Origin of the sequence: Neorickettsia sennetsu str. Miyayama, assembly GCF_000013165.1 — a bacterium.
Lineage (GTDB): Bacteria > Pseudomonadota > Alphaproteobacteria > Rickettsiales > Anaplasmataceae > Neorickettsia > Neorickettsia sennetsu.
Genome location: NC_007798.1, coordinates 305,867 through 321,031 on the forward strand (window position 1 = coordinate 305,867; position 15,165 = coordinate 321,031).

The 15,165-nt window shown below is 41.1% G+C and carries 13 protein-coding genes and 2 tRNA genes; 8 read left to right on the top strand and 7 right to left on the bottom strand.

What is annotated here, in order from left to right:
- Positions 1 to 246 precede the first annotated feature (246 nt).
- A complete protein-coding gene (locus tag NSE_RS01520) occupies positions 247 to 987 on the top strand; it encodes a hypothetical protein (protein ID WP_011451767.1) in 741 nt (246 codons plus the stop codon).
- A gap of 108 nt (positions 988 to 1,095) precedes the next feature.
- Here the strand turns inward: NSE_RS01520 and dusB are convergent, their stop codons facing one another.
- Both dusB and surE read right to left on the bottom strand, forming a co-directional pair.
- Positions 1,096 to 2,091 carry a tRNA dihydrouridine synthase DusB gene (dusB, locus tag NSE_RS01525; RefSeq protein ID WP_011451768.1) on the bottom strand — a complete coding sequence of 332 codons (996 nt, stop codon included), beginning with the start codon at positions 2,089 to 2,091 and terminating at the stop codon, positions 1,096 to 1,098.
- A 208-nt stretch (positions 2,092 to 2,299) separates the two neighbouring features.
- The gene (gene surE / locus NSE_RS01530; protein ID WP_011451769.1) at positions 2,300 to 3,064 is read right to left on the bottom strand and encodes a 5'/3'-nucleotidase SurE; all 765 of its coding nucleotides are present in this window, start codon (positions 3,062 to 3,064) and stop codon (positions 2,300 to 2,302) included.
- 342 nt (positions 3,065 to 3,406) lie between these two features.
- On the opposite strand from surE, the gene sdhA reads away from it, so the two are divergent.
- Positions 3,407 to 5,200: a succinate dehydrogenase flavoprotein subunit gene (sdhA, locus tag NSE_RS01535; RefSeq protein WP_011451771.1), complete on the top strand. Its 1,794-nt coding sequence runs from the start codon at positions 3,407 to 3,409 to the stop codon at positions 5,198 to 5,200.
- Positions 5,201 to 5,322: 122 nt separating this feature from the next.
- Here sdhA and NSE_RS01540 read toward each other — a convergent pair whose 3' ends face one another.
- A complete protein-coding gene (locus NSE_RS01540) occupies positions 5,323 to 6,123 on the bottom strand; it encodes a hypothetical protein (RefSeq protein ID WP_011451772.1) in 801 nt (266 codons plus the stop codon).
- Between the two features lie 381 nt (positions 6,124 to 6,504).
- On the opposite strand from NSE_RS01540, the gene NSE_RS01545 reads away from it, so the two are divergent.
- The 4 genes from NSE_RS01545 to hemC all read left to right on the top strand — a co-directional run bounded on the left by NSE_RS01545 (position 6,505) and on the right by hemC (position 10,142).
- Positions 6,505 to 7,515: a quinone oxidoreductase family protein gene (locus NSE_RS01545; protein ID WP_011451775.1), complete on the top strand. Its 1,011-nt coding sequence runs from the start codon at positions 6,505 to 6,507 to the stop codon at positions 7,513 to 7,515.
- Positions 7,516 to 7,847: 332 nt separating this feature from the next.
- A complete protein-coding gene (locus tag NSE_RS01550) occupies positions 7,848 to 8,138 on the top strand; it encodes an ETC complex I subunit (RefSeq protein ID WP_011451778.1) in 291 nt (96 codons plus the stop codon).
- The gene (locus tag NSE_RS01555; RefSeq protein WP_011451779.1) at positions 8,135 to 9,268 is read left to right on the top strand and encodes an FAD-dependent monooxygenase; all 1,134 of its coding nucleotides are present in this window, start codon (positions 8,135 to 8,137) and stop codon (positions 9,266 to 9,268) included. The genes NSE_RS01550 and NSE_RS01555 overlap by 4 nt, the downstream gene beginning before the upstream one ends.
- A 13-nt stretch (positions 9,269 to 9,281) precedes the next feature.
- Positions 9,282 to 10,142, top strand: coding sequence for a hydroxymethylbilane synthase (hemC, locus tag NSE_RS01560; RefSeq protein ID WP_011451780.1), 861 nt, complete (start codon positions 9,282 to 9,284; stop codon positions 10,140 to 10,142).
- 406 nt (positions 10,143 to 10,548) lie between these two features.
- On the opposite strand, the gene NSE_RS01565 is transcribed toward hemC, so the two are convergent.
- Complete coding sequence (locus tag NSE_RS01565; protein ID WP_157858667.1) at positions 10,549 to 11,484, bottom strand: complex I NDUFA9 subunit family protein; 936 nt, start codon at positions 11,482 to 11,484, stop codon at positions 10,549 to 10,551.
- 416 nt (positions 11,485 to 11,900) lie between these two features.
- Positions 11,901 to 13,037 carry a DNA-processing protein DprA gene (dprA, locus tag NSE_RS01570; protein WP_011451783.1) on the bottom strand — a complete coding sequence of 379 codons (1,137 nt, stop codon included), beginning with the start codon at positions 13,035 to 13,037 and terminating at the stop codon, positions 11,901 to 11,903.
- Between the two features lie 118 nt (positions 13,038 to 13,155).
- Here dprA and NSE_RS01575 point away from each other — a divergent pair, with 118 nt between their 5' ends.
- Positions 13,156 to 13,602, top strand: coding sequence for a PAS domain-containing protein (locus NSE_RS01575; RefSeq protein ID WP_157858668.1), 447 nt, complete (start codon positions 13,156 to 13,158; stop codon positions 13,600 to 13,602).
- A gap of 153 nt (positions 13,603 to 13,755) precedes the next feature.
- Here NSE_RS01575 and NSE_RS01580 read toward each other — a convergent pair.
- A tRNA-Glu gene (locus NSE_RS01580) sits at positions 13,756 to 13,828 on the bottom strand.
- 444 nt (positions 13,829 to 14,272) lie between these two features.
- Here NSE_RS01580 and def point away from each other — a divergent pair.
- Complete coding sequence (gene def / locus NSE_RS01585; RefSeq protein WP_011451786.1) at positions 14,273 to 14,833, top strand: peptide deformylase; 561 nt, start codon at positions 14,273 to 14,275, stop codon at positions 14,831 to 14,833.
- A gap of 61 nt (positions 14,834 to 14,894) precedes the next feature.
- On the opposite strand, the gene NSE_RS01590 is transcribed toward def, so the two are convergent.
- Positions 14,895 to 14,967 (bottom strand) — tRNA-Val (locus NSE_RS01590).
- Positions 14,968 to 15,165: the final 198 nt, after the last annotated feature.

The following is a 15,165-nucleotide window of genomic DNA, read 5'->3' on the forward strand; positions in this document are numbered from 1 at the left end:
AGATATATGAATAAGGTATAGCTATATTAGATAAGCCAAATCATACCGTTGCCATTTTTTGCAAGGTGCCGTGATCTGTTTCTGTATATATGGTGGGCAATTCAATCTATGTGACATAACCACTCTGTGCTGCGCGGCTCAGATTTATATTTTTGATACATACAAATATATATAATCTATTCTAGATTTAGCCTTTTTTTAAGTTCCTTATCGTAGCCTTGATCTTGCAGTTAAAGTTGTCAGTTTATGTCGCGTGTCTTTAATGAAGGGGAGAAGGGCAAGATTGTTCAATTTCTGAGCCATCCAAACTTGTTACAACTTTTTAGTGACTATGTTTTCATTAAGTGTGATGTGGTTGAGAGGTTAGCGATTGAAGAGAATGATGAGAATATAAACGCGATTTTTCTTCTTCTTTTTGCAGGTATTTTTATAAAGCAAAGAGATGATATTAGTGATGTTTTCTCTGCGGTAGTGCTGAATTATTCAGGGCCTGAGGATGCAGGATTCTTTGTGGGGAAGGAAAAATATCTTTTGAAGGGTCTCCTTAAGCTTGTTGCCGAAGAATTTTTTTTTCCTAGTGTGGGTACGGTTCCGCATGAAAAAGTTCGTAGTTTTGCTGAGTTGTTTAGCGTTGTCTTAAGAGATGATTCGACAAGCACTGATTTGCCTAACGATAAAGAAGCTACTGTGCAGATCTGTTTTAAGGTATTAATGCAACTGTCAAGATATCAAGATGCTATCGATACAGATGAAGGATTCGATCCTACTGGTACGTTACATAACCTGGCTAATCTGTATGATGCTATTAGCGAAGGATCCATATCTTTACAGGAGTTCTACCTGTGTTACGAGAACGGCATGTTAAGTCCCTTGCATAGTTCTGCATTGCTCAGCAGAATAACAAACTTTTTACACAGAATCCCTGGTTTAAAGCTGTTTGTACATGGTGTCAGATATTTTACTAACTGGATTAAGAATATTTGGTAATTTTCTTTGCTCTTCATCTAGTGATGAACAAAAGGGATGATGCGAGCCTGCTGAGTACAGTTGTCCTTCTTCACTAGGGTCACAGATATTTTTTTGAGGTACAAGAAGTTATTGTTGTGGTAGTTTGGTAGTACAACAAGCTGAATGAAAGAACTCTTCCACTCTTTCGAGAAGTTTTTCTACGCATGTTTCTTGGCATATTTGTTGTCGGAATTCAGCGGAGTTTTTATAATTCGCGCTGTACCAGAGAATGTGCTTTCTTGCGATTCCTATACCCATTTCGGTGCCATAGTGAGAGAATATTGAACTAATATGTTGCAGTATTATCGGAAGTTTTTCCTGTGGTGTAGGTTCTTGTAATTTTTTGCCCGTCCTGAGAAAGTGCAACATATTTCTTATAGACCAAGGTTTTCCATAGGCTCCACGACCGATCATGATACCGTCAGCACCAGACTCTACTAAGGCTCTTTCAGCATCTTCGTACGTTTTAATATCACCGTTTGCTATTACTGGGATCTTAACGGTATTTTTTACTGTCCGGATAAATTGCCAATCTGACTTTCCTTTATACATTTGTGCTCGTGTTCGTCCGTGTATAGTGATCATCTTTATTCCAAGATCCTCCGCAATTTTTGCTAATTTCGGAGCGTTCCTGTGATTTTCATCCCAACCAGTGCGCATTTTTAGCGTTACTGGTATTTTAACTGCCTTTACTGTTGCTTCGAGGATTTTTGCTGCGTGACATTCGTCTTTCATCAGGTAGGAACCAGCATATCCGTTGACTACTTTCTTAACAGGGCACCCGAAATTAATATCAATGATTTTAGCGCCCATATCTTCATTTATTTTTGCTGCTTCTGCCATTACGTCTGGCTCGAACCCGGCTAATTGGATAGCAGTGATATCTTCTCTAGGAGACAAAGAAACTTTTTTCATTGTATCTTTTGTTTTCAGAATCATAGCTCTGCTTGCTATCATCTCGGAAACCACAAGTCCCGCGCCAAAACTTTTTACAAGATCCCTGTAAGGCATATCAGTTACCCCAGACATGGGTGCTAAAATTACGTTGTCAATGCTTATGTTATTGGCCAGGTTGAGTTTCATTGTTCTTTAGAATGATAAAATTCACAAAGTCACTAGTTAATTGTTTACAGTCGTCTAGGTTATTCTCTTTTAGGATTTCAACTCGCTCTTCTATACCAAAGACGTTGTTCCGGCGTAAATACGCGAAAATACAATAAAGACTTCGAATACTTTTTTTACTTTTGAGTATTCTGAATGTTCTTTATTGCATTTATCTACATGAAAAGTACTACACAAGGCTAAATGAGCTATCGAGAAATTTCAGTGCCGCGTAGTGTGTGAGGTCACAACCGACCGGGGTTACTGTTACATAGCCACTTCTAAGAAATTCGCAAAACTGCGGAGAAGATGTTCCTTCGATCGTAATATATTTTTCATTGTCTTCTTCATGTGGCCTAGCTCTAATTGCGGATTTTCTCTTGTTTGGGATGTCGGTGTTACCATACTGCGGCACGTGTTTCACTCCTATAACTTGGCATTCAGGGATGTTTATGTTCAGTACGCAATTTTTCAGGATGTCAACTTTTTCAAGCATTGAAAGTATGTATTTTTTTATGTGAGGGCTATCTATGTTCCAGGTTATAGTATGGGGACTCGAAGAATAAAACTGGCTAAAAGCAAATGAAACTGTTCCAGATAGCATGCCTTGCATGGCCGCGGCTATCGTTCCTGAGTATATAGTGTCTATTCCCAAGTTTGCACCAATATTTACACCGGAGAATACCACATCCGGTACACCATTTTTCGTAAGTCTAGAATCATGGAAAGCTGTTATAACACAATCTGCCGGGGTTCCATCAACTGAGAATACGTTTTCAGCAATTTCTTCGATTCTCAGTTTTTTATCCAGACTTACAGCATGACTAGATGCAGTCCTATTTGTTTTAGGTGCGACCGTGATAGCTTCCAGGAAGCCAATGCTTAGGACAAATTCCCTGAGCAGTGTCAGTCCCGGTGAGTCAAATCCATCGTCATTTGTTATAAGTGCACGCATTCTACTAATTCCAGTCGCTCCGTGTGATTCATAAGTGTATACAATTGTGTTAGTTCGGCAAATAGGTCTTCCATCTTCACAGCCAACTTTTGCTGATCTTCCAATATAACTGTCTTTGTGAGTGAAATCTCAGTTGTATAATTCAACTTTTAGCTAATACCTGTGGATTAGTAAATGCTATGAGTTCTTGATCTCTTTGCACAACATTGTGGTTTTTGTGTAGGTGTTGATAGTTTTATTCACTTAATGTTTAGAAACACCATTTGTAAATGAGGTAATGGATTTCCTCCGTTGCCTGGACTACAATTCGGGTTTGGTCTTTGTGTCTTTTGCACGTGGTTTATGGCTCTCAGTAGTTACCCAATTGTTGAACATGAATATGATGTTGTCGTTGTAGGGGCTGGTGGTTCTGGGCTCAGGGCTACTTTGGGTATGGCGAGTCAGGGTTTGAAGGTTGCATGTCTTTCTAAGGTCTTTCCAACTAGGAGTCATACCGTAGCGGCTCAAGGAGGAATCAGTGCTGCATTGGGGAATATCAGTGAAGATGATTGGAGATGGCACGCCTATGATACTGTCAAGGGTTCTGATTGGCTTGGTGATCAGGATGCAATTGAATACATGTGTAAAAATGCTTCCAGTTCAGTAATAGAATTAGAGAATTTCGGTGTGCCATTTTCACGGACGTCTGAAGGTAAAATATATCAGCGTCCATTTGGTGGTATGACGACGCATTATGGGAAGGGTCGTGCTATTCGAACATGTGCTGCTGAGGATAAAACAGGCCACGCCATACTACACGCTCTTTATCAACAGTCTATAAAGCTGGATACGGAATTTTTTGTGGAATATATAGTCCTTGATTTACTCATGGATGATGAAGGTTGTAAGGGAGTCATTGCTTGGGATCTCAAAGATGGCTCATTACATAGGTTCAGAGCTCATATTGTGGTGATAGCAACTGGTGGCTACGGTCGTATTTACTTTTCAGCCACAGGTGCGCATACCTGTACGGGCGATGGAAATGCATTTGTCCTGAGAGCTGGTTTGCCGCTCCAAGACATGGAATTTGTGCAATTTCACCCAACCGGTATTTATGGAGCTGGTTGTTTAATCAGTGAGGCGGTTCGTGGTGAGGGTGGCTATCTTATAAATTCAGAAGGGGAAAGGTTTATGGCTAAGTATGCTCCTTCTGCAATAGATCTTGCGTCCAGAGATGTTGTGAGTCGTGCAATCACTATGGAGATCCGTGCTGGTAGAGGTGTTGGCCCAAAGAAAGATCACATTTACCTTCAAGTTTCACATTTAGGTTCTAAGGTTATAGAACAACGGCTTCCGGGTATAAGCGAAACTGCACGTATCTTTGCAAATGTGGATGTGACGAAAGAGCCTATTCCGGTACTTCCGACTGTCCACTATAACATGGGAGGGATTCCAGCAAATTATCATGGGGAGGTCCTTACCGTCGATGATGAGAATGTAGAGAAAGTTGTTCCAGGTTTGATGGCTATAGGGGAAGCTGCTTGTATTTCAGTACATGGCGCGAATAGACTTGGCTCAAATTCTTTACTGGATCTTGTCGTTTTTGGTAGGACGGCTGCTATTAGGGCCAGAGAGGTCATAAAGGCCAATACGAAGCACTCTCCTATCGATAAGGAGTTGACAGAGCGGGTTCTGGCGCGCTTCGATAGGTTCCGTTACGCAGACGGTGGGCTTCCTACAGCTGTGCTAAGAAGAAAAATGCAATTGATAATGCAGGAGCATGCTGCCGTTTTTAGGACTCAGGAGGTCCTGGATGAAGGGTGTAAAAAAATGCGGGAGTTCCTCCGTGAAATGGATGAGATCAATGTAACTGACCGTTCACTTGTCTGGAATACTGACCTCGTAGAAACGCTTGAGCTCGATAATATGGTGAGCCAGGCTGTTGCAACAATAGAGTCAGCTGCAAATAGGAAAGAAAGTAGAGGCAGCCATGCTAGAGAAGATTATCCTGAAAGAGATGATGAGAACTGGCTCCGTCACACGCTGTTTTGGTTCCTACCAGACGGTAATGAGACAAAGTTTGGCTACAGGCCAGTACGTCTGCAGCCAATGACTAATGAAATAGAATCATTTCCTCCTCAGAAGAGGGTCTACTAGTCTGTTTTCTGCTCATATCTGTTAGCTTTTCAGTTAGTGTTTTATGAGTAGTTTTTTGGAAAGGTCAGCTGTGAGCGTGGCCTGCGTGTGTCTATTATCTTGGTGGCTTGATAAGGAGAAACCTAAATCTCCCTTGTAGTTAGTGCAATCCTTAGTAGGTGATTTTTTTCTATGTAAAGCTCTTTGGGTGTTGAGAGTACCTCGCTAATTTGCAGCCACCTGTTGTGCCAAAAAATGGCTGATTGTCCTAATTTTTCTAGTAAAGTTCTTTCGCCAAAGAAGCTTTCTTTTTCTAGAACTCCGTGGTGAAATTTAATGATCCGGTTGAACGCAAAGCATAGCAGATCCTTTAGTGATGCCTCGGAAAATTTTTGAGCTATCTGGAATTGTGTTGTTAGACCCCGATCGAGTCTGCCTAGAGTTGGAAGAGAATCCTTTGCTTCTTCCCCTATAGATTTTTCTAAGAGATTTTTATAATGCGCAATTAATTTCTCTATTTCTGTATTTTCTTTTAAGGGTGGAAAATAAAGGTGAAAGCAACGTGAACGGACTGTATTTGTAATTTGCTGTAAGTATCTAGCTATCAGGATAAGTGTCGCTGTCTGTTTTCCTTCTTCTAGCACTTTCAAGAGTGCGTTTGCCGCACCAGCTGTCATTATCTCAAAGTGACTGATGATGATAATCTTCTGGTTAGAGAAATTGCTGGTCAGATTCAGGAAATCGTGTATCCTTTGTATGTGAGCGACTTTGATAGATCTTTCCTGGATGATCATTAAATCTCCAATTGCTTCATCAGATTTAAGGATCCACTTTGCGTATCTGATCGCAATTTCAAACATGTCATCTAAGCCTGGGCCAGTAAGAAGCCACGCACGAGACTTTTGGTACCCAGATAGCAGAACCTTTTTTTGAGCCTTATACATGCAGGAATAGTAGTGGGCTGGACATCCACGATTCTACAGTGTTTTTTTTCTTAGTCCATTCGCTGCATATTAGACTTTGGTATCCGCATGGCATAGACTTGTTTTTAAATCTTGGATGTGCGGGAGTAGTGGTTGAACAAACATTTAGATTCTACGCTGTTTTTGCATTGCTCTATTCATTGCCAAGGCAGGTTGTCTAATCCAATCTGAGATCGTTATTAGTGTTTCGATGCAAGTTAAGCGATTTAGCTTATTCAAAAGAGCATATGGCGCACAAGTTCGTTACTGAAAGTGTTACTCGGTAGCGTGATGCATACTCATTTGCTAGTAGTTTATTAAAGTATGCTGATGTAGAATCTCCTCGAAAATTTAGACGATTCTATGACAAAGGCGCTTCTTATAGAGAAGACAGGTGGCCCAGAGGTTTTTAAATCAGTGGATATTAATTTTAGGGCGCCCAAAAGTGATGAAGCTCTCATTAGGCACACAGCTATTGGAATAAACTACATAGATATCGAGCAAAGAAGTGGCTTTTACAATTTGCATGAGAATACCAGCAGGCGGAAATTGCCAGCGATTGTTGGGTGTCAAGGGGTTGGTGTGATCAAAGAGTTGGGTGAAGGTGCGGTTGTGGATGTTCAACCTGGAGATAGGGTCTGTTATGCCACGATACCCTATGGTGCCTATTCCGAAGAACGCGTAATAAAGTTGAAATATCTTCATAAAATTCCAGATTTTCTCTCCGATATTGATGTGGCAGCGTGCTTGTACAGTGGGATGGTATCCTTCTATCTTACGTGTAGGGCTTATCTCGTCATGAATGATTTTACAGTGATGGTCCATGCTGTAGATACGGATATGGGGGATATGTTGTGCCAATGGATTAGGGCTCGGGCTCCTGGATGCAAGATAATTGGTACTGTGGGTTCGATGAGAAAATTGGAATTACTTAAAGATATACGCTGCGAATTGTTGCTTAACTATCTTGAGGATCCAGAAGTCCTTAGAGAGAAAGTACATAAGTTCACCCGTGGGCATGGTGTGAATGCTGTTTATGATTGCATCGGTAAGGACACCTATATGCTTTCCTTGAATTCTCTTGCGCGATTTGGCATATACGTACTCTACGAGCAAAGATCAGGCGAGATTCCTCCGATGTCTTGGAAGGCCTTTCGTGCGCGTTCTTTGTTTTTTACTCATCCCTCGCTCTTTCATTATGCACGTAACCATGTGGAGTCAGTGCTTGCAGTTGCTGAGGTTTTCCATCACATGCGAATCAAAAAGGTAGTACCTAATATTGCTCTTCGGTGTAGTGGCTTGGATGACATACCTGAAGCGCACAGGCAGATTGAGGTTGGTAATGTAAATGGAGCGTCTGTCGTTATTTTTTGAATGCCGTGGTTTTTCGGTTTAGCCTACGTGAGATCCATTGATCTAGAAGAGGTTGTTTTATGCCTTTTTCCGCGTGGCTTTGAAAAGGAGTGTTCGTATCAAGTGTCCATTATTCCTTCAGTACAGATAGCAGTGTCATGAGTGTTGATCTCTTTCGATGGTATTCGGGATTTATGCCTCGTGAGATTTGTTGATCTTATTGTGTGAAGAAAAGTGCACATATGTGCTTGTCTGGTGTTTTATTTCACTGTTCACATTTGAATGCGTGGATTGGAGTTCTATTTGCTTTTATAGTATAAGAATGGGTGTTGGTTTTACTGTAGTTTGAAGTTTTGTCTATCGAAAACAAGAAGGCCATAATATATAGACCAAGCAAGGCAGCTACTCAGTCTGGGTATGGTGATCAAAAGTGGGTGCTTAGGTTTTGTTCTGAGGAGCCAAAATATGTAGAGCCGTTAATGGGTTGGGTAGGTAGTCGTGATACGATAACGCAGTTAGTGCTCAAATTTGACAGTAGAGAAGTAGCTGAAGCTTATGCTAAAAAAAATGGTATTGACTATACTGTTGTCATGCCGCAACAAGCAAAGGTAAAGCCAAAGTCCTACGCGGATAACTTTCAATGACTAAGTTTTACGATTTTATAATTTCTGGGGGTGGTCTATCCGGAGTTCTAGCAGCCCATTTATTGAAGGATCTCGGTTTGTCCTGTTACATCTTTGATAAAAGTGGTGAAGTCTCTGTTGACTTTAGAACTAGCGCGATTAGTTATGAGTCCGTGCGTTTCTTTGAAAAGCTTGGACTGTGGCAAGTGATGGAGCCATTTGCTGTACCTATAAACGACATATACTCTTTCCAGGAGAAAAGTGGGTCCTTTCTCCACTTTGAGGGTGCACAGGCCAATCTGGATTTTTCAATGAGCTATGTGGTGCCAAATCTGGTGCTCCAGGATATTTTATACAAAGGAATTGATATTAATTACGGTTGTACATACAAGAATGTGTGTTATTCCCACGATAGGGTGCGTGTGGACTTCGCAGATAAAGTGATTGAGGGAAGATATATGCTTGTTGCAGAAGGTAGGTACTCTAATACTGCAGGACTGCTGGGCTTCAAGATGATACGCTCAAGCTACAGACAGAGTTGTCTCATATGTAATTTGAGGAGCACTGGTAGAGAACACTCCAATGTTGCGGTAGAGATGTTTTTAGAAAGTGGTCCGTTTGCATTGTTACCATTACGTAAAAGCACTGAATTTTCCCTTATCTGGACAGCTAAGTTTCCCTTTGCTAATACCCTTGCGACAATTGATGAGAAGGAGTTTCTTTCAGAGGTGCAAAAAATCTCGGGTATTGAGTTTGAGAAGATTCTTACACCGCGAGTAGTTTATCCTATCGTGTTAAACTTTTGCATGAATCCACGTAAGGGGCCAGTTATGTTAATAGGCGATTCTGCACATGGGATACACCCAGTGGCCGGTCAAGGATTTAATTTGGCTGTATATGATCTAAAAGATCTCCATGACGTGCTGAATAAGTATGGACTGGACAATTTTGATGAGTTGATTGACGCATATTTGAAGAGAAGAAAACGAAGTGCTCTTTCTATGGTTGCTTTCACTCATTTCCTTGTTAAATCTTTTTCTTGTGCTTCGCCGTCTTTACGCGTTGCTAGAGGATTTGTATTGGATGTAATAGAATCGAGTAGTTGGTTGAAGCGTTTTTTTATGGAGCGTGCTGCCGGAAAAGGTCTGTAGTGATCAATGGGATATGTTGTCTCTAAAGGTTGGGACGCGTTGTTCGCCATTAGCACTGATTCAGGCACGTCTCGTAGAGAGAGCTCTTGCTCCCTATTGTGCAAGAACTGATTTAGTCGAAGTAAAGACCTCTGGTGATATAGTCAGTGATGTTCCTTTAACAGAGGTAGGTGGTAAAGCTCTTTTTCTTAAGGAGCTGGAAGAAAAGCTTCTCACAGGTGAAATAGATATAGCAGTCCATTCAATGAAGGATGTACCTGCGTTTTATCATGATGATCTTGAAGTTGTTCCTGTACTCAAGAGGGCTATTCCTAACGATGTTTTTGTTTCTTTTCGATACCCGAATATGTTGTCTCTGCCAAATGGGGCAGTGATTGGAACTTGTGCTCCACGCAGGGTAGTACAACTAAATCAAAGATTTCGTGTTATCCCTTTAAGGGGCAATATTGCTACTAGGATAGAAAAAGCTAAAAACTTAGACGGGATAATCCTCGCCTTCTGTGCTTTAGAAAGACTTGGTTTACGCAGAATGATTTCAGAGGTTATACACGAAAACGTTATGCTTCCGGGTGTTGCTCAGGGTGCACTTTGTGTTGAATTTAGGAAAAAAGATCGTTTTCTTAGGGAATTGATTCTAAACATTTCTGATAGAGAGACTATCATTTGTACTGCAGCTGAGCGTGCTTTCCTCGAAGAGATCAATGGTGATTGCAAAACCGCTTTAGGTGCGCTCGCTATAGTGAAAAACAATATTTTGTATTTCACAGGGATGCTGGCTAAAGACAACAGACCACGTTACTTTAGGACTTCGGGATCCTGTTTGAATGCGAAACAAGTTGGTAGAAGGGCTGCTCTGGCGCTTTTGCGCATGTAAAATGCTATCTTAGAACTTATTTTTGCAAGTGTTGCCATTTCTATTGTTCTGAAGGACGTCCAGGCAAAGCTTGCCTACTTTTACGACATGTTATTCATTAGGTACCACCAAGTGGTAATTATTGGAACACCCTTCATGCAATTTTACGTGTGAGTTTTACTAAGAAATCACCAAACCCTATAGTTTTTGTAGATGTTACTGGCTGTCTTTCAAACTTTTTTCGTTAGGATCTGGTAAATAGGGGATGTTCAGCCTGAAATTCTCTAAATGGCTAAGCAATTTTTAGATTCAACAAACGTCCTAGTATTATATACTTTAGATTGTAAATTGAATGGGTGCTGATTGAACAAGCTATATGCATTTCAGAATGAGCGGGCCACAAGTGTAACTCCAAAAAGAGAAGTACTTAAATTGTTCTTATGTAGGACCGAAGTTTCTCTTCAAGAGCAGTGCTGGGAATATCAAATGCCTGCAAAGCGTTTTCATCTGAGATACTGCCGTACTTCAGCATTTTAACTTGCCCGCGTGTTATAACCGGTGCAGTTTTACCTGAGAGAAACTTATTCACAGGTTTCAGCAAAAAGCATTCAAGGAGTGCAGCTTCACAAAGTGCTATCCAATAGGGAATCGGTAGGCATATCACAGTTATGCCAAGAAGCCTGCTGATGAGCGAACAAATTTCATTCAGTGTATATCTTTTTGATCCAACTACTGGATAGATCTCACCTTTCAATGTTTCGTTCTGCAAAATTTTAGCGACTAGCAAAGCTAGGTCGCCAACATAAACTGGTTGTATTGATGCAGTTTTGCATGCAGGTAGAAGTAAAATACGTAATTTCCTGCCTAGTTTAACGAAGAGATTTATAAAGTTGTCCTCCTCTCCAAAAACGACTCCTGGTCTGATTATTATGCTTTCCGGGAAAGCTGATCTTACTGCTTCTTCTCCATTGAGCTTACTTTTACCGTACTTGGTTGCACCATTACAACCTAGTAGTGCGGAAAAATGAATGAAACGTCGCACACCGTTCTCTGCAGCTATTTGTGCAACCTGCGCGCATGCCAAATGATTAATTGCACCAAAAGAAGCGCTGGAAGTTTCTCTCAGAACACCAACCATGTTTATGACAATCTCAGAGTTTCCGATGCCTTTCACGATATCATCGGGGTACCTTATGTCACCGTGTACCACCGAGATCTGGCCTAGATTTCCGGAAAGCTTAAGCTTTTTTGCGCACGAAAGCGAATTGGCAACTACGGTAACCCGGTAGCCGGACTTTACCAATTCCCTCACTACATAAGAACCGATAAACCCACTGCCGCCAAAAACAGTGACCTTTTTCATAACCAAACTAACTAAGACCCAAACCACCGTTTTTGATATCTCGAAACTTGAGACCCGTTTGTACAGGTGGAGGCGGCATTCAGCCAAGCTACGCCGAGCATGGACGTTTTAGCCTCCTTCAAGTTCTTCTGTAGCTCAAAGTTTTGATATCCTCTACGCATGGTCCAGGCCAACGCTAGTCTTTCACAGGATAAGAGGAAAAGCAATACATGCATTCGCACATAATTTAGCCGTTTTTTCTTTGTTAATTCAATTGATTCTATGCTTTATTCAGACGGAAAATACCTCCTTTAATAGTAAAAAGCCAGTCCTGTATTTTTGAGATTTCACTTTAGCAGTTATGCTCTCCATACAAAGACCCACTCTTCCAAGTAATATGCCTTAAGAGTCCGATGAGTGCCATTTTACTAAGTGAGTTAAGCAAACTGATCATAAAGCATGGAAACTTCATTTGTTATGGTCCGTGTTATTTTTCCCTCTATTTCAAGTTCGACTATTGCCAATAGGAGGGTCTTTTCTGAGATGCCAAGCTCATGTGCTAACTGACTCATTGGTACAGATGTACTATCAATTTTTTTGAGGATCTGAGCCTTTATTACGGTTATCTTATCGGTGTCACAGTTAAGCGTGGAGAAAGGTATAAACTCCTTGTCCTCAACATCCAAAAGGGTCTTGTAGCCAAAATCGTTACGTTTTTTCTTTTTAAGGTGTTGTATTACGTCTAAGGCATTTTCTACCAATATGGCACCCTGTTTTAGGAGCCTATTACTTCCCGAGAATCTTTTGTCGTATGGTGCTCCCGGTGATGCAAAGAGGTACTTGCCCTGTGCCAGTGCGTACTGGGCAGTGATTAGAGAGCCAGAGTTCTCTGATGCTTCAATAATGATAACGCACTGCGAAAGACCTGAAATTATCCTGTTTCTGCGTGCAAAATGAACAGACTGTCCTCGCTTACCGAAAGGGACTTCTGTAACCACCAAGCCACCTCTTTCGATAATTCTTTCTTGTAATCTTTGATTTTCGATAGGATAACACTGATCTATACCAGTTCCTATTACTGCGATTGTTGGTAGTGTGCTGTCAGTGATTTTTAATGCGGCTGTGTCTACTCCTATAGCCAAGCCTGAAACGATTGTATATCCTTCTTCTGCTAATTCGCGCGCAAGTGAATATGCAAAGTTGCAACTATTGATTGTGGCATTTCTCGAGCCCACTACTGCTACAGAAGGAGTGTTAAGCAGTTCTATATTTCCTCTTACTGTAAGTACAGGAGGGGGATCTCTGATTACTCTCAGGTTTTTACTATATTTGTTTTCGCAGGAGGCAAGAATACTGGCGCCAAGTTTTTCAGTTAGCTCAAGCTCTTTTAGTGCGTCAGTCTTGGAGAAAGGTTTTATTTTTTTTGTACGTTGTTGGATAGTAGAAAGTTGTCCTAGAGCGTTTTCAGCTGTTCCATATAAGCTAATTAATGACTGAAAAGTCACTTCTCCAACTGTTCTAGACAACTGTAGCCAGAACAGCAGTTCACTTTTAGATAAATTCTTAATTATCATGAGATATCTCTATTACATTGTGCCTGTGATGTAAACCTTGGATGTAATTTTTGTAGTTAGGCTCTTTTTAACCGCTATAAGCTAAAACTGACATATATTGGGAGGGGTAATGTTGAATATGGATCAGAATTTTGTTGAAAGGCGTGTAATGGGTCAATTATGTGAGTATTGGAAAGGTATCCAAGGTGCAAATAGAGTCCCCAAGAAAACTGATGTAGATGTTGATGAGATAACTCACATAATGCCTTATTGTGTGATTGTCGATGCAAGTCAGGAGAATGGAAAATTCAAGTATACTCTTAGTTATGTTGGATCCAAAGTGAAACAGTTTGAAGAGAGAGGGGTCTTCCATGAAACGTTTATCCAGTTTGTTTCTCCGAATACGGATACTTTCCAAGAGTACATAGATGAGGTCTTCCAGACTAAGGAACCTCTTACAGATTCTGGTGAGGTCGTTAATGGTAATCAGGAAGAAGTAAGATTTAGGCAGTGTGTTCTTCCGCTAAGTAACGATGGTAACGAAGTGAATTCTGTAATTTGCGCAATAAACTGCAAGATATACTAGGCAAACAGCAGAGCGCCAACCCTTTGTCAAAGGAGTGCGAAGCAGTTACTGAAATCTTTGTTTAGTCGCGTCCTGATGTGCACAGAGCAATTACTTGTGCTGCGACGCACCTCGCGTAGAAACAAACTCTCACTTCTATCAAAAACGCAAAAATGACTCCTACGGGAATCGAACCCGTGTTTCCACCGTGAAAGGGTGATGTCCTAGACCGCTAGACGAAGGAGCCCGAAAATGAAAGATATACGCTAGAGCTTAAGCCAGCGGGTTTTTATTGTCAACGGCACTGAAAAAGGGGCTTGCTATTAGATAGCGCTTCTTCTCATTAATTCGGGTTGGTCAACATGTGAAAGTTAGAAGATGGTACTCAATACATGATGCTGTTGTACTTTTTACATCTACAGCCCTAAAGAGGTACCTCAAATGCATTGTTCATTATGAGTTAGACTGAGGTCTGGTTGTAGGGTTTTTTCTCGGATGCTTTTGTGCAATACAAAGAATCTTTTCAGAAACCGCATTATTTAATTTTATGCTTATATCACTATTTCATCTTTAAATGGCACTTCTTCTTTTTGTGAATTTTTGATATCATTAAGTGTGCGGTAGGATAGCTTGCGAGAAAGTTTTTGTTCTGCTAGAGTCTAGAGCTTCTTATTTTTTACTCTGTTTTTCGATGGCGTTACTTGCACTAATCATAGAGCCTGACCCACTGTTGCATGAAGTTTCAGAAGCTGTGGCTGGTTTATCAGATGAAAAAAGGGTGTTTCTCGATGATATGCTGGAGACGATGTACCACTGTGGGGGTATAGGGCTGGCTGCAGTTCAAGTGGGTGTACTTGAGAGAATTATTGTTGTTGATGTTCCTGTGGGTAAAGAGTGGCATTCAAGTCCTCTTAATCATGTAGGATACAAAAGCTCAGGAGGTCCGTACTATTTTGTTAACCCCGAAATCATAGAATTCTCACAGAACTTGGTTCCTGCCGATGAAGGATGTCTTTCACTTCCAGAACAGCATTACGAGATAATACGCCCGGATGCGGTGGTAGTTAAATATCTGAACTATGATGGAGAAGAGTGCTTACTCAAGGCAAATGGTTGGCTGGCGCGCTGTATACAACATGAGATGGATCACCTGAATGGAAGATTATACGTGTCGCATCTGTCGAAACTAAAGCATGATCTCGCAATAAAGAAGGCAGCTGAAATAAAGAAACGGCACTCTGAAGCAGACTGACACCACGCCCAGGCCTTGCCGATGCAGGACTGAAAGGACAATAAAGTAGGCAAGAGAACGGTGGGTGGTAACGGGCTCGAACCGCTGACCTCCTCGGTGTAAACGAGATGCTCTACCAACTGAGCTAACCACCCAACGATCTACATTGTATATTTTTTCTTGAGCAGATGTAAAGAAGCTGCAATCCCATCTTAAGAAATTGTATTCGGCGTTCAGTAATGGTCACCTGTATAATCAGTTAATCCAGGAGAATAGTGCCTTTACTTGGTCGTACAATACTCGTACTAATTTGAGCCTCATTTCGTATGATGATAGTATTCCACGTGTAAATT

Bases quoted from the DNA above. Each gene is read 5' to 3' on its own strand.
- NSE_RS01520 (WP_011451767.1), top strand. From the start codon at position 247: ATGTCGCGTGTCTTTAATGAAGGGGAGAAGGGCAAGATTGTTCAATTT.
- dusB (WP_011451768.1), bottom strand. From the start codon at position 2,091: ATGAAACTCAACCTGGCCAATAACATAAGCATTGACAACGTAATTTTA.
- surE (WP_011451769.1), bottom strand. From the start codon at position 3,064: ATGCGTGCACTTATAACAAATGACGATGGATTTGACTCACCGGGACTG.
- sdhA (WP_011451771.1), top strand. From the start codon at position 3,407: ATGGCTCTCAGTAGTTACCCAATTGTTGAACATGAATATGATGTTGTC.
- NSE_RS01540 (WP_011451772.1), bottom strand. From the start codon at position 6,123: ATGTATAAGGCTCAAAAAAAGGTTCTGCTATCTGGGTACCAAAAGTCT.
- NSE_RS01545 (WP_011451775.1), top strand. From the start codon at position 6,505: ATGACAAAGGCGCTTCTTATAGAGAAGACAGGTGGCCCAGAGGTTTTT.
- NSE_RS01555 (WP_011451779.1), top strand. From the start codon at position 8,135: ATGACTAAGTTTTACGATTTTATAATTTCTGGGGGTGGTCTATCCGGA.
- hemC (WP_011451780.1), top strand. From the start codon at position 9,282: ATGTTGTCTCTAAAGGTTGGGACGCGTTGTTCGCCATTAGCACTGATT.
- NSE_RS01565 (WP_157858667.1), bottom strand. From the start codon at position 11,484: ATGAAAAAGGTCACTGTTTTTGGCGGCAGTGGGTTTATCGGTTCTTAT.
- dprA (WP_011451783.1), bottom strand. From the start codon at position 13,037: ATGATAATTAAGAATTTATCTAAAAGTGAACTGCTGTTCTGGCTACAG.
- NSE_RS01575 (WP_157858668.1), top strand. From the start codon at position 13,156: ATGGATCAGAATTTTGTTGAAAGGCGTGTAATGGGTCAATTATGTGAG.
- def (WP_011451786.1), top strand. From the start codon at position 14,273: ATGGCGTTACTTGCACTAATCATAGAGCCTGACCCACTGTTGCATGAA.